The following is a 14,261-nucleotide window of genomic DNA, read 5'->3' as shown; positions in this document are numbered from 1 at the left end:
CCAAGACTAGTAGTCGAGGGCCCCGTCACGCGGGAGGGTCGCCGAGCCCCTGCGCGATGAACGACACGACGGCGTCGAGGGCCTCGTCGGCCTGTGGACCCTCCGCATCGACGAGGATGGTGTCGCCGAGCTTCGCGCCGAGCGCCATGAGGCTCATCGTCGACTTCGCGTTCACCGGCGCCCGGCCGCTGAAGCTGACCGTGATCTCGGCATCGTACTTGCTGGCGAGCGCCGCCAGCCGCGCCGCCGGGCGGGCGTGCAGGCCGATGGCGTTGACGAGCCGCACCTCGGTGCCGCCTCGCCGCTCGCCGACCTGCTCCTGCGGCAGCCGGCCCAGCGCGCTCAACTTCGCGTCCATCGACGACTCGGCCGCCTCGACGACCTCGTCGAGGTTCGCGCCCATCGCCGCCCGGATGAGCCCGGCGGTCAGTCCTTCGACGAACGGCGCCGCCACGATCCGCACGTCGTCGCCGACACCCAGCAGGTCGATCGCGGCCTCGGCGCTCATCAGCGCCGAGCCGAGGTCGGCGAAGACGGCCACCCCGTCGCCGGAGTTGACCTGCTCGATCGCGGACATCACGGCCGTGGCGTCGGTGCCGAACCGCCCGTCGGGCATGCCGGCGGCGATCGCAACGTGGGGCCGCTCGTCGGACAGCATCACCTCGGCGAGCGCCAGCGACGCCTCCGCGAGCGCCCGCGAGTGGGACACCAAGACGATTCCAACGGTCATCGTGACACCTCCGCGAGCGCCTGGAACAGGTAGGTGGCCGACGTGGCCCCCGGGTCGGTGTGCCCGACGGACCGCTCGCCCAGGTACGAGGCACGGCCCTTCCTGGCGACCATGTCGGTCGTCGCCGCGCGACCCTCGTCGGCGGCCCGGTGGGCGGCCTCCGCGGCTGCGGCGAAGTCCTCGGCGACGTGCGACTCCAGCGCGGCGACGGCCGGCGCGAGCGCGTCGACCATCGTCTTGTCGCCCGGCTCGGCCTTGCCGCGGAAGGCGAGCGCGTCGGCGCCGGTGCGCAGCGCCGCCGCGAACTCCGACGGCGCCACCTCGGCCCGCTGGCCGAGCGTCATCGCGGCCTTGAGGAACAGCGTCCCGTAGAGCGGTCCGCTGGTGCCGCCCACCTTGCTCAGCATCGCCATGCCCACCGCCTTCAGCTGGGCGTCGATCGTCGGCGCGTTCTCGGCGGCCGGCACGGCGGCGGTCATGCCGCGCAGCATGTTGGCCCCGTGGTCGGCGTCGCCGATGGGGGAGTCCAGCTTGGTGAGGTAGTCGGCGCGGTCTTCGATGATCTCCCCGAAGCGGGCGATCCACGCGGACACGAGGGCGGTGGTGATCATCAGGCCCCCCAACGCAGGCCCGCGGTGTTCACCGGGGCGTCGAACAGGCGCAGGATCTCGGCGTCGGCACGCGCGAGGGTGACGGAGGCGCCGGCCATGTCGAGGGAGGTCGCGTAGTTGCCGACGAGGCGCCGTGCCACCCGCACGCCCGCGGCCTCGAGCAGCGCCATCACCTCGCCGAACAGGATGTGGAGCTCGATGAGGGGGGTGGCGCCCATGCCGTTGACCAGCAGGATGGTGTCCGCGTCGGCGAAGTCGAGATCGGCGAGGATCGGTTCGACGAGCTGACGCGCCACGTCGGCGGCGTCGGTGAGCGGCTCGCGGTGGCGGCCGGGCTCGCCGTGGATGCCGATGCCGATCTCCATCTCGTCCTCGGGGAGGTCGAACGTCGGCCGCCCGGCGGCGGGGACGGTGCAGGAGGTGAGCGCCATGCCCATCGAGCGAGTGGAGTCGGCGACCCGCTGCGCGAGCGCGGCGGCCTCGCCGAGCCCCATTCCCTCCTCGGCGGCGGCACCGACGACCTTCTCCACGACGACGGTGCCGGCGACGCCGCGGCGGCCGGCGGTGTAGGTGGAGTCCTCGACGGCCACGTCGTCGGCGATGACGACAGTGCGGACATCGACGCCGAGGTCGGTGGCCAGCTCGGCCCCCATCTCGAAGTTCATGACGTCGCCGGTGTAGTTCTTCACGATGTGCAGGACGCCGGCGCCGCGGTCGACCTCGGTGGTGGCGGCAAGGATCTGGTCGGGAGTGGGGGAGGTGAACACCTCGCCCACGCAGGCGGCGTCGAGCATGCCGTGGCCGACGTAGCCGCCGTGGAGGGGTTCGTGGCCGGAGCCGCCGCCGGAGACCAGCGCCACCTTGCCCTGTGCCTTGGGGTCGGCGCGCAGGATGACGCGGTTGGTGTGGTCCACCCGGACGCGTTCGTCGGCGGCCTCGACGCCGCGGAGCGCGTCGGCGATGACCCGCTCTGGCGAGTTGATCAGCTTCTTCATCGAGACCTCCTCCTAGAACGCCGGCGCACCAAGCCTAGGCGATTCCCGCCGTCGCGAAGCGTCCGGTGCCCGTTTCCCGACGGTTGGTCGTAGACTGAGGCGCGCCCGGGGGAAGTTCCCGGGTAGTCGTTCGTGATTGGAGAGCTTGCATGCCAAGCGTCGTCGTCGTCGGTGCCCAATGGGGAGATGAAGGGAAGGGGAAGGCCGTCGACCAACTGGGCGACCAGGTCGACCTCTGCGTCCGCTACTCGGGCGGCAACAACGCCGGCCACACGCTGGTCGTGAACGGCGAGAAGTTCATCATGCACCTGCTGCCGTCGGGCATCCTCAACACGGACACCACCACGGTGATCGGCAACGGGGTCGTCGTCGACCTCGACGTGCTCGCCCACGAGCTCGACGAGCTGCACACCCGCGGCGTCCAGGTACGGCACCCGCTCATCTCCGCCAACGCGCACATCATCACCGAGTACCACAAGGTGCTCGACAAGGTCACCGAGCGGTTCCTCGGCAAGCGCAAGATCGGCACCACCGGCCGCGGCATCGGCCCCTGCTACTCCGACAAGATCAACCGCCTCGGCATCCGGATCCAGGACATCCTCGACGAGTCCATCCTGCGCCAGAAGGTGGAGGCGTCGCTCGACCAGAAGAACGAGCTGCTGGTCAAGGTCTACAACCGCCGGCCGATCATGGCCGAGGAGATCGTGCAGTCGCTGCTCGCCCACGCCGAGACCATCCGGCCCTACATCGTCGACTCCGGTCGCTACATCAACGACGCGCTCGACGAGGGCAAGGTCGTGCTGTTCGAGGGCGCGCAGGCGCACCACCTCGACGTCGACCAGGGCACCTACCCGTACGTCACCTCCTCGAACCCGACGGCGTCCGGCGCCACCACCGGCGGCGGCATCGGCCCCACCCGCGTGGACCGCGTGATCGGCATCGCGAAGGCCTACACCACCCGCGTCGGCGAGGGCCCGTTCCCCACGGAGCTGTTCGACGAGGACGGCGAGAAGCTGCGCGAGAAGGGTGGCGAGTTCGGCGCGACGACCGGCCGCCCCCGCCGCTGTGGCTGGTTCGACGCGCTGCTCGTCGAGCAGGCCGTCAAGCTCAACGGCTTCACCGACGTGTTCCTCACGAAGCTCGACATCCTCTCCGGCTGGGAGAAGATCCCGGTCTGCGTCGGCTACGAGATCGACGGCGAGCGCCACGACCACTACCCGATGACGCAGTCGCAGTTCCACCACGCGAAGCCCATCTACGAGGTGCTCGACGGCTGGGCCGAGGACATCTCCGGCGCCCGCACGTTCGACGACCTGCCGCCCAACTGCCAGGCGTACGTCCACCGGCTCGAGGAACTGATCGGCTGCCGCATCTCCGGCATCGGCGTCGGCCCCGGCCGCGAGCAGGCGGTCGTGATCAACGACCTCATCTGACGATGCGGTGGCTCGTCGTCACGCTCGTGACGCTGCTCTCGGTGTTCATGGTGGCCACCGTTGTGATCGCCGTGTGGCAGGAATCGATCGGCTGGGGATGGTGGTGGGCCATCCCGCTCGGCGCCGTGTTCGTGCTGGCGGTGATCGGCTTCCGCCTCGTGATCCAGCGCGCCGACGAGCGTGCTCGCCTCCGGGACGCCGAGCTGGATCGGCTGGAGACGGAAGGGGGTCAGTGATGGCGAAGCTCGCCCAGCCCAAGTGCCCGCTGCGTCCAGGCGACCCCTGCTCACTGTGCGTCCCGGGCGCGAACGGCCCCCACGACTGCCAGACGGTCCGCCTCGTGATGGAGGACCCCGAGCTGCGCGAAATGCTGCAGGCCAAGAAGGCCGAGTGGCGCGCACTACAATCTGCGTCGTGAAGATCCTCCTCCTCGGCTCCGGCGGGCGCGAGCACGCCCTCGGCCGCGCGCTCGTCGCCGATCCCCAGGTCACCGAATTGCACATCGCGCCCGGCAACCCCGGCCTGGCCGCCCTCGGCACCCTGCACACCATCGATGTGCTCGACGGGGACGCCGTCGTCGCGCTGGCGCGGGAGGTCGGCGCCGACCTCGTGGTCGTCGGCCCGGAGGCGCCGCTCGTCGCCGGCGTCGCGGACGCCCTGCGCGCGGCCGGGATCGACGTGTTCGGCCCATCCGCCGAGGCCGCCGTGCTGGAGGGGTCGAAGGCGTTCGCGAAGGACGTGATGCGCGAGGCCGGCGTCCCCACCGCCGACTGCCGCGTCTGCACCACCACCGAGGAGGCCGCCGCCGCGCTCGACGAGTTCGGCCCCACCTACGTGGTCAAGGACGACGGGCTCGCCGCCGGCAAGGGCGTCGTCGTCACCCCCGACCGCGACGCCGCGCTCGCCCACGCCGATTCCTGCAGCCGGGTGGTCATCGAGGAGTTCCTCGACGGGCCCGAGGTCTCGCTGTTCGCCATCTGCGACGGTGCCACCGCCCTCCCGCTCATGCCGGCGCAGGACTTCAAGCGCGTCGGCGACGGCGACGCCGGCCCCAACACCGGCGGCATGGGCGCCTACGCGCCGCTCCCGTGGGCGCCCGAGGGCCTGGTCGACGAGGTGATGCGCGACGTGGTGCAGCCCACCCTCGACGCCATGGCCGCCCGCGGCACCCCGTTCGTCGGGCTGCTGTACGTCGGGCTCGCGCTCACGTCGAAGGGCACCCGGGTGGTGGAGTTCAACGTCCGCTTCGGCGACCCCGAGACCCAGGCCGTCCTCTCGTTGCTCAAGACCCCGCTAGCCGGGGTGCTGCGCGCCGCCGCCCGTGGCGAGCTCGCCTCGCTGCCGCCGCTGGAGTGGCACGACGGGGCCGCCGTCGTCGTGGTCTCCGCGGCCGAGGGTTACCCCGACGTTCCGGCAAAGGGCTGCCACATCGTCCTCCCGCCCGACACCGAGGGCGCCTACGTGCTCCAGGCCGGGACCGCGCTCGACGGGGACCACCTCGTCGCGGCCGGCGGCCGGGTGCTCGGCACCGTCGGCAGGGGAGCGGACCTCGAGGCCGCGCGCGCCGCCGCCTATGGCCACCTCGCGAAGATCGACTTCGCCCAGGGCTTCCACCGCACCGACATCGGCATCCCGCACTAGCTGTGCAGGCCCGCTGTTGCGCTCCTTCGGTGGCTAGGCAGTTACTAGGCGCCTATGTCCCATCCCTCTATGGTTGAAAACCAGTTGTCAGCGGAGCGGTTCCGCCATTTCGAGTGTAATTTTCCCATCGTCGTGAAGCCGTGAGACCACAACTTCTATGGTTGCTCCTTCTTCGAGTGGTCTGAGTAGAGACCTTTTGGGAACGAGCCCATTCTGTGGGCCTCCGACATCGACTAGTGCTCCACGGGAGACGATCTTAACTACTTGCCCGAGGCGTCGCTCTCCCAGTAGGGGCTTTGGTCTGCTCATCGGTGCTGGTTGCGCAACTCTTGGACGTGCGCGCATCGCGGCGTCCGGTGTGCCGTTTGAGGCCGTCTCCAACGAGCTATTGATTGCAACGATCAAATCTCGTTTCTGGTCGGTGCTCTCGTTGGTGTCACGACCTAGGATCAACTCACGGTACTCCTTGATGAGACCGCGAATCACGACATGCTTGAAGTTCTCGAAATCTTTGCGAAAGAGATAGTCATTGAAAAATGAAACGCACACCGAAAGATACTCGTGAAACCTGTCATCGTTCTTCAGTAGGGCGTTTCGCACATCCTTGTTTGCTCCAGTCGAGGCGCGAGATAGGTAGCCGGAGAGTCGTTCAATTTTCGTGTCTATATCTCCAACGCTCCCCAAGGTCAATCGAACGTTGTCGTGGCCCCATGTTTCCGGGGGATTGGATAGGTCCTGCAGGTGTTTGGATATCTGTAGAAAAACATTGTTCCGAAAACTAAAATGAACGGCTTTGAGGAGCGCTAAAGCCGACTCCATGTCCGGATCCGGAACAGTAGCGGCCAGCTTGCGGGAGATCTTGTCAAGCCGGGAGTCGGGATCCTCGTTTGTGCGGAAATCGAATACATGCCGCATCCCGTGTGTATTCTTGAGTAAGATTTCGATGCAGTCAATCTTAAAGTTGCCAACTCGATCCTCGTAGAATGTGTCAAGCGTGCTGTATGCGGCAATCAGTTCGCGCCGGATCCGCATGCATTCGTCGCGATACCAATTATAGTAATCCTTCCGCCCGTGCGCCGAGGCCTGCCATAACTCTTTCCCGAGGAAGAAGCCGTCATCCAAGCGGCGCTCCACCTCCTCGTTGATCTGATTCACTCGCTGTTCAAATTCGGTATGCCAGTCACTCTTGATGCCCACCTCTTCAGAGAGGCTAGCTTCGTAGACATTGTACTCGTGGACAATGGACGCGCAGATTTGGTTTATCTGATCGTTCAGTTGGCGGTCCGGTAGTGGCAATCGTCGAGCGAGGTCGGCGACACCTCGAATTGCCTGCTGGAGTGACACCGAAATGTCCGCTTCTTCATTCGGGCCGGTAGCAGCTTCGAAGACTTCTAGATCCATTCGCCTTAGTCTCTGGGCGATTTTCCCGAGCAGTTTGACCAGCACCTCAGCTGTCGAGTTCGTTTCTGCAGCACAGTAGGTCAGGACCTGAATGCGGTCGGACTGCTGGGCACCGTTGATTTTCCTCTCGAAATCACTCCTCAAGGACTCGACGGTCTCACTCAATCCCTCATAAACATTTATACCTGCCGTGATGAAGTCGCTACGCCTTTGGATTGCTGGCTGAATCCGTCGTAGATGATCAATATTGCTCGCAATTCCTTGTTTAACGAACCCCTCAGACTCGGTAGGCCTCATTATCGTGAAGATCTGATCGATGTTATCTTCTAGGCCTTGAAGATGCATGTCAGCAATCGAAGTGTTGATTTCGCCCAGGCCGGGGAGGTCTACTAGTCCTATCTTCGCGCCAAGAAGACGTGGGAATGGAGTGTGGATCTTCACCGACTGGACTGCGAGATAAGCGCGCGACGCAGGCTGTCGACCGCTCTCTTCCTCTCGTACCTCCTCATTTGTCGGATATGCCACGAACTTGCGAAGGTCCTGAAGTGGAACGCGCTGTTTCTGGCCGGTCAGGAGGGAGAGGTAAGTATCCTTCGCTCGTTGGACCTCGCGCAGACGCGATAGCGAATCGCTGGCGATTGAGTCTACGTTGTTGCCAAGGTGCTGTGGCAGATCGGTCGCTAGGAAGCTGGTGAGTGAGTCGGCAGTGATTGGAGTTTTCAATAGAGAATTGACCGATTCCAAAAGCGGTCGGACGTATTGTGTAAAGAACGCTTGTTGGTCCCGGAATGTGACTTCTGCGAACTCTTCGGAGCTGTTGTAGATCTCGGAGCGGACTGCTGTAACCGGAAGTCCATCTCCGGTGGGTACCGCGACATCGGTGAGACCAGAGAAGCGTTGCAGTGTTGTGGACTTACCTACGCGTGCTTCTCCTGAGACACCTATATTGAGTGTTTCCCGTGAGAACCTCGTGGTCAGGGTCTCTAGGCTGCGGCTCCGGCGATCTAGTGCGGTTTTGAGAGCCCCGAGATCCTCGGCGATCTCGTGGATACGTTGGCGCGACTCAGGATCGCGCTCGAGGTTCAGCAGGTTCTTCAGTTGCACGGTCGCTCGGTTCACGGCTTGCGTACGGATCAGCACGCGGTCGCTCTGCTCCACCACCCGAGGCAGGAGTTGTTTGCGTGTGCTCAGTATCTCGTCTACTGCAGACGTGATCTCTAGGTCGGTTTCTTGCATGCCGAGTACCTCTCCGTACTGCCAATGGTTGGCAGGAGCCTATAGCGTTTCCAAGCGGTCGAGGCGCTGTACGTCAACGTTGCGACGTGCAAGACGGCATTCCGCCAATGGGACCGGTGAAACTCATTGAAGGGTCGGATCGCTATCCAGGGCTGCTGGCGCCGTGTGGAAGGCAACGAAGCGATCACTTGGGGTCTGGTTCAGTTGAGAAGGTCAACGTGCGCTGCCGGTGAAGGCCGAGGGACACTGTGACTTGACCTCAATAGAGCGCGAGGGCGAGCCAGGCGAGGGCGAGGGCCTCCGGATCGGGCTCCCAGGTGCCGTCGAAGCGGCGGGCACCCTCCTGCGGCGCGCAACGCAAGCGCTCCAACAGCTCGGCCGCGAACCCGGCCCCCGCCCGGTCCAGCCACGCGACGTCCGCTCGGATTGAATCGCCCTGCAGCACGACCGCCCCGCCGCGCAGCACCCGCTCCAGCCAGCGGCCGACGACGAGCGCCACGCTGGGGGGCGTGGCGGTCCACTGGTCCGGCGCGGGCGGCGGCTCGTCGGGCGGAGCCGGGGGCAGCTCCCCGACCCAGTCGAGCGACACCCGGTCCAGCCCCGGCCACCAGACGCCGCCCAGTTCCTCGGGGGGCCGCACCACGTCGTCCAGGAAGCGCACCCCGAGCAACTGCTCTCCCCGAGCCAGGCAGGCGACCTCCGCTCGCGTGCGCGCGAGCAACTCCAGCCCCGGCCCGGCACCGAGCCGGGCGGCCACGTCGCCCAGGAACAACCGTGAACCGGCCACGACGAGCTCAGACCGGCCGCCGCCCTCGATCCGCCCGGTGATCACGTGATGCCCCTCGGGCACCGCCTGCCACAGGGATCCGGCATCGGTGAGCGCCGCTCGCACCTTCCGCCCGCCGCCCAACCGGCCGTCCGGGCTCGCCGTCGCACCGGAGACCACCAGCCCGTGCCGCGACAACTCCCGCGGCGACGCGGCCAGCCCGGCCCAGTCCGAGGGGCCGTGGTAGCGCACCGCCACGTCGCCGGCGCCGCCCGGCAGCACCCGCGAGATGTGCCAGGCCTCGCCGTCGGCGTCCACGAAACTCACCTGCACGCCGGCGAAGAGCGACGCGGTCAGCACCGGCTCGGCCACCAGCGGGCGCAGGCTCAGCCCGCCCACGTCGCCGTACGCCCGCCGCCACCGGCCCAGCACGTCGGCGGGCACCTCGTCGGCGCGGCGCAGCTGCCACAGGTTGAACAGGAGCGACGAGGCGGCCGCGACCCCGCCGTCGCCCAGCAACCCGGTGAGCCCGCGCTCGGCCACGACGAGGCCGTGGACCCGCATGCGGTGGAGGTCGGCGGTGAGGTGCGACCGCAGGGTCGCCGGCATCCGGACCATCCCGACCTGCAGCAGTTGGCCGAGGTTGCGCCACGTCTCGTCGACGACCGCCCGCTGCTCGGCCGTGAGCCGCACGACGTCGCCCGCCAGTGCCGCCGCGCCCAAGGAGACCGGAGCCGCGTCGTCGACCGGCAAGCTGAGCGCGACGGCGGCACGGTGGGTGCAGCGCGGCGCGAGGAGGCAGTCGCAGGTGATCTGCTCCGGATCCGTCACGGTCTCCACGGGAGCGATCGTCACCGTCGCGTTGCCGAGCGCGACGCCGCGCCCCTCCACCCGCACGCCCTCCGCCACGAGCGCGTCGAGCCGGCCCCGCAGCCGAGGCGGCAGCGCGTCGACGATCGCGGCGACGACGGCGGGATCAATGTTCACCGCGGATCACCCGCCCCACCCAGCGCGCGAGGTCGAGCGGCGTGACGGCCGCCACCCGCATCCCGACGCCCGCGAGCTGCTGCGCCACGCCGACGTTGTAGGCGCCGTCGCCGGAGTCGTCCAGCGCCGCGCAGCCCATCAGGTGCACGCCGGCGGCGTGCATCGCGTCGACCTCCCCGAGCAGCTCGCCCACCGCCGCGTACTCCTCGAAGTCCGACACCAGCACGCACAGCGTCCGCGACGGGACCCGCACCCGGCTGCGGGCGACGTGCATGGCGCCGGCGATGTCGGTGCCGCCGCCGATCGACACCTCCAGCAGCAGCGACAGCGGGTCGTCGACGTGCCCGGTGAGGTCCATCACCTGGGTGTTGAACGCCAGGAACGTCACGTCCAGCTGCGGCACGCCGGTGAGCACCGCCGCGGTCAGCGCCGAGAACACCACCGACGAGCTCATCGACCCCGACACGTCCACCACCACGATCAGGTGCCAGTCCGACGCCTTCGCCTGCGGCTGGCGGAACACCGGCGCCGCGGGCACCACCTGCGGGCGCCCGTCGAGGAGGACGACGTGGCGGAGGTTGCGCCGGATGGTGGCCGCGAGGTCCAGCGGGCCGACCGCACGTCGGGTGGGGCGCGCCGACGCCAGCCCCGTGAGCGCGGGCCGCAGCCGCACCGCCAACTGCTCGGCGAGCTGGGCCACCAGTCGCCGCACCAGCGGCCGCAGCCGCGCGAGCCGCGCCTCGGACAACGACCCCGCCAGCAACAGTGCCGTCGTCAGCAGGTCGACCGACGGCCGCACCCGCGCCGGGTCCAGCAGCTCCAGCACCTCCCCGCGCCCGGCGGCCGCCGCCTCGCCGAGGATCTCCTGCAGCGCCGCCTGCCCGAACACCGCCTCGATCTCCGCCGCCCATTCCCGCACCCCGAGCGCCGCCGGGCCATCGCCGGCGCCGCGCCCCGACCCGTCCAGCGCGTCCGTCTCCGGCCGCCCGTACAGACCGTCGAGGCAGTTGCCGAGCCGCTCGCCCGCGGGCGACAGCGACTCCCGTTCCTGCGCCAGGATCAGCCGCCACCGCTCCGGCACCGGGTACACCCTCACCCCCTCCGACGAGGCCCCCTCGGCCACCGCCGTGCCCACCACCGGGGCGACCGCCCCCTGGGCCGGCCCCAGCCCCAGCGCCGCCAGCCGCTCCCGCGCCGACCGGTCGTGCGCCACCACCGCCAGCGTCTCCTCCGGCGGCAGCACCAGCGCCCCCGCCGACTGCCCGTAGCGGTGGCCCAGCTCCGTCAGCAGCGCCCGCCGCCGCGCCGCGCCGAGCACCTCGAACCCGCCCCGCAACGACGGCAGCACCCGCACGAACTCCTCGTCGTCGATCTCCGCGACCCGCTCAACCAGCGCCACCATCGCCGGCGACGAGTCCAGCTCCCAGCCCGCCACCAGCAGCAGCCCGACGAGCCGCCGCCGCAACACCCGGTGCTCGGGCAGGTCCAGCCACGACGCCACCCGCGCGCCCAGCGCACCGACCAGCCCCGCCGCCCCGCCCTGCATGAGCGGCGACCCGTCCTCCAGCACCTCCCGCAGCGCGTGCTCCAGCCCCAGCTCCAAGTGCCCGGCCATCGCCACGAACGACCCCAGCGCCACCGCGTCCGCCTCGTCGTCGGAGCCCCGGATCCCCTGCAGCTCGCGCAGCGCCGCCGACGTGAACTCGCCCTCCAGCTCCCCGGCCCGGGCACGCAGGTCGTCGGCCAGCAGGGTGGCGCCCGGCAGCCGGGCGCGGGCGACGTCGTCGAGGAGCACCCCGAGCCGCACGGCGTCGCCGAAGCCGCACGTCGCGGGGAGGGCGCGGGCCGCGTCGAGGGCGTGCGCCGCCACGTCGGGCAGGCCGCAGTCGGCCGCGTCCGCGAGCAGCCGGGCGTGCGCGTCGACGTCGTCGAGCGGCCGGGTGAGGAGCGACGTGGTGGCCAACTGCTCCGCGGTGAGGCCCTTCACCGCCGACAGCTCGATGCTCGCGTCGGTGGCCGCCGTCCACGCCACCTGCCACCGCTCGAGCACGGCCTCGGCACCCCTGGTGCGCGCCACGGATTCCCGCTCCCCGTAGGCGATGCCGCCGACCTCGAGCCGGCGCAGCAGGACGTGCTTGGTGAGGTCGGGCTCCCGCAGCGGCGCCAGCGAGACGGCGTGCCGGCCCTCGGCGGGCAGCCGCGCGGCCCGCAGCTCCGCCTGGAGCGTCTCCCGCAGCGGGGAGCGGGGCGTCCCCGTCGCCACCCGGCCCGCCCGCGCGCCGACGAGCACCGTTTCCAGCGCCCCGGCCAGCGCGCGCGACCGGCCCGACAGCGCACCTTGCCCCAGCACCGACGACACCGCCTCCAGGATCTCCCGCCGCGACGGGGCCGCGAGGCCGCGCAGCGCGGCGAGGTCGAGCGCGACCCGGACCGTCTCCGCCGCCTCCGCCGGCCCCGCGGGGTGGCCCCCGCGCCGCAGCTCGCGGACCACCCGCGTGACCATCCGCGTCGCCGCCGACCGGATCGCGGCGGGGTCCCCGTCGGCCTCGACGACCGCCTGCTGCCACTCCGGGTCGCGGATGCCGGCCGGGTAGCCGGACCGGGAGTCGAGCTGCGCGAACGTGTACGGCACCAGGCAGCCGGCGCGGTCGTCGTCGCCGACGGGGTCCTCCCAGTCCAGCGGTGCCCACCCGCGCAGGTCGCCCGCAGCGAACGGATCAGAGCCGGCCCCCGACAGCACCGGCGCGTGGAACGCCCCGACCACCGCCACCGCGCGCCGCCCGCCCAGCGCCGCCAGGCACGCGCGCATCCACGCCTCCCGCCGCAGCGTGTGCCCGTCGATCTCGCCGACGGCCTCCCGCCCGGCCCAGCCGTGGGCCAGCGCGGCGCGTCGAACCGCCTCTGGCGTCGACCCGGGCGCCGGCGCCTCCACCAGCCGGTCCCACGTCTCGTCGCCGTCGAACTCCTCCGCCCGTGCGCGGGCCGCGAGCGCGCGCCGCCACCGGGGCTGCGCCTCCCGGGCCTCCGATTCCGAGGAACCGGCGTCCGCCAGCGGCAGGTCGATGCAGGCCACCGGCACGCGCGCGGAACGGGCCCAGCGGAGGGCGGCGAGCTCGGGGGAGAAGTCGGCGAACGGGTAGAACGCGAGCCCGCGCGGCCCGTCGAACGCGAGCGCGAGCGGGGCGATCGCGTCGGGCTCGGTGAGCCAGTGCAGCCAGCCGCGCGCCTCCGCGGGCAGCTCGATGGCCAGCACCTCCGGGGCGGCGGCCTCGAGCAGCGACGGCATCGCCGCCGCCAGCGCGGGGGAGTGGTGCCGGACGCCGACGAGGTGCACCGCCTCGCAGGCGGCCAGGGCCTCGACGGCGGCGCGGGGGTCTCCGGTCACGGCTCGAGCTGGTCGCGGAGCGCCCACAGCTGGCGCCAAGTGTGTTGGCCGGCCTCGGCGCGGCGCCGGATCACGGTGTCCCAGTAGCTGAGCAGGCGGGCGCCGTCGTCGGCGTCGTCCTTGCGGACCGCGCCGAGCAGGTGGCCGGGGATCTGGCGGATGCCGTCGGCGGCGTGCGGGAAGAACGCGGCCGACAGCGCGATGGAGCCCGAGATCGCGACGGCCTCGGCGGTGGAGAGCACGGTCGACGGCCGCTCCACCGCCCAGCCCTCCTGGCTGACGCCTGAGCGGAGGTCGCGGAAGGCCGTGACGAGCGTCTCCACGACGACCTCGTCGACAGGGGTGGTGGCGCCGGCGTCGCGGACGGCCCGCCTGGTGCGCTCGGTGACGAGCGCGATCTCGGCGGCGGGGTCGGCGATGGGCGGGACGTGCTCGAAGTTGAACCGCCGCTTGAGCGCGGCGCTCATCTCGCTGACGCCGCGGTCGCGGAGGTTGGCGGTGGCGATGAGGCAGAACCCGGGGACCGCGTGGACGGTGTGGTCGCCGAGTTCGGGCACCGCCAGCCGACGCTCGGACAGCACGGAGACGAGCGCGTCCTGCACCTCGGGCAGGCAGCGGGTGATCTCCTCGACGCGCGCCACCCGGCCCTGCTGCATGGCCGCCATCACCGGGCTCGGCACGAGCGCGTCGGCGGACGGGCCCTTCGCCAGCAGCTGGGCGTAGTTCCAGCCGTAGCGGAGCTGGTCCTCGGTGGTGCCGGCGCTGCCCTGGACCGCCAGCTCGCTCGTCCCGCAGATCGCGGCGGCCAGCAGCTCGGACAGCATCGACTTCGCCGTACCCGGCTCGCCCACCAGCAGCAGCGCCCGCTCGCCCGCGAGCGTGATCACGCACCGCTCCACCAGCGACACGTCGCCCACGAACTTCGGCCGCGGCCCGCCGCAGACGAACTTCACCACCGCCGACGGGGTCAGTCGCCACCCCGGCGGGCGCGGCCCGGGCTCGGTGGCGAGCCGCGCCAACTCGTCGGCGTACAGCACCTCCGGCGGCGGCACCTGCATCTCGCTCATCGTCGCTCC

General features: G+C 70.2%; 11 protein-coding genes. 4 read left to right on the top strand and 7 right to left on the bottom strand.

Going from position 1 to position 14,261, the window contains the following annotated elements; all coding sequences use genetic code 11:
• Positions 1-25 precede the first annotated feature (25 nt).
• The 3 genes from dhaM to dhaK are packed head-to-tail and all read right to left on the bottom strand — an operon-like array spanning position 26 to position 2,336.
• Positions 26-730: a dihydroxyacetone kinase phosphoryl donor subunit DhaM gene (dhaM, locus tag BLR46_RS14585; RefSeq protein ID WP_093253822.1), complete on the bottom strand. Its 705-nt coding sequence runs from the start codon at positions 728-730 to the stop codon at positions 26-28.
• The gene (gene dhaL / locus BLR46_RS14580; RefSeq protein ID WP_218118493.1) at positions 727-1,353 is read right to left on the bottom strand and encodes a dihydroxyacetone kinase subunit DhaL; all 627 of its coding nucleotides are present in this window, start codon (positions 1,351-1,353) and stop codon (positions 727-729) included. The genes dhaM and dhaL overlap by 4 nt, the downstream gene beginning before the upstream one ends.
• Entirely contained in the window at positions 1,341-2,336 is a 996-nt protein-coding gene (gene dhaK, locus BLR46_RS14575; RefSeq protein ID WP_093253819.1) for a dihydroxyacetone kinase subunit DhaK, read from the bottom strand. The genes dhaL and dhaK overlap by 13 nt, the downstream gene beginning before the upstream one ends.
• Positions 2,337-2,485: 149 nt before the next feature.
• Here dhaK and BLR46_RS14570 point away from each other — a divergent pair, with 149 nt between their 5' ends.
• Genes BLR46_RS14570 through purD form a run of 4 tightly spaced genes read left to right on the top strand, consistent with a single transcriptional unit; the run spans position 2,486 to position 5,410 of the window.
• A complete protein-coding gene (locus tag BLR46_RS14570; protein ID WP_093253813.1) occupies positions 2,486-3,769 on the top strand; it encodes an adenylosuccinate synthase in 1,284 nt (427 codons plus the stop codon).
• A 2-nt stretch (positions 3,770-3,771) separates the two neighbouring features.
• Positions 3,772-4,005, top strand: a complete 234-nt coding sequence (locus tag BLR46_RS14565) for a hypothetical protein (RefSeq protein WP_093253811.1) — start codon at positions 3,772-3,774, stop codon at positions 4,003-4,005.
• A complete protein-coding gene (locus tag BLR46_RS14560) occupies positions 4,005-4,187 on the top strand; it encodes a DUF6767 domain-containing protein (protein ID WP_093253808.1) in 183 nt (60 codons plus the stop codon). Before BLR46_RS14565 ends, BLR46_RS14560 begins: the two co-directional genes overlap by 1 nt.
• Positions 4,184-5,410 (top strand): phosphoribosylamine--glycine ligase, encoded by a 1,227-nt coding sequence (gene purD / locus BLR46_RS14555; RefSeq protein ID WP_093253805.1) that lies wholly within the window; start codon positions 4,184-4,186, stop codon positions 5,408-5,410. Before BLR46_RS14560 ends, purD begins: the two co-directional genes overlap by 4 nt.
• Positions 5,411-5,497: 87 nt before the next feature.
• Here purD and BLR46_RS14945 read toward each other — a convergent pair whose 3' ends face one another.
• From BLR46_RS14945 to BLR46_RS14535, 4 genes are all read right to left on the bottom strand, one after another.
• Entirely contained in the window at positions 5,498-8,047 is a 2,550-nt protein-coding gene (locus BLR46_RS14945; protein ID WP_143008329.1) for a S1 domain-containing protein, read from the bottom strand.
• A gap of 259 nt (positions 8,048-8,306) precedes the next feature.
• Positions 8,307-9,800, bottom strand: a complete 1,494-nt coding sequence (locus BLR46_RS14545) for an SWIM zinc finger family protein (RefSeq protein WP_093253798.1) — start codon at positions 9,798-9,800, stop codon at positions 8,307-8,309.
• Positions 9,790-13,185 (bottom strand): DUF5682 family protein, encoded by a 3,396-nt coding sequence (locus tag BLR46_RS14540; protein ID WP_245701756.1) that lies wholly within the window; start codon positions 13,183-13,185, stop codon positions 9,790-9,792. The genes BLR46_RS14545 and BLR46_RS14540 overlap by 11 nt, the downstream gene beginning before the upstream one ends.
• A complete protein-coding gene (locus BLR46_RS14535) occupies positions 13,182-14,252 on the bottom strand; it encodes an ATP-binding protein (RefSeq protein WP_093253795.1) in 1,071 nt (356 codons plus the stop codon). Before BLR46_RS14535 ends, BLR46_RS14540 begins: the two co-directional genes overlap by 4 nt.
• Positions 14,253-14,261 lie beyond the last annotated feature (9 nt).

It is taken from the genome of Tessaracoccus oleiagri (assembly GCF_900103275.1).
GTDB lineage: Bacteria > Actinomycetota > Actinomycetes > Propionibacteriales > Propionibacteriaceae > Arachnia > Arachnia oleiagri.
This window is presented reverse-complemented; position numbering and strand designations above follow the sequence as displayed.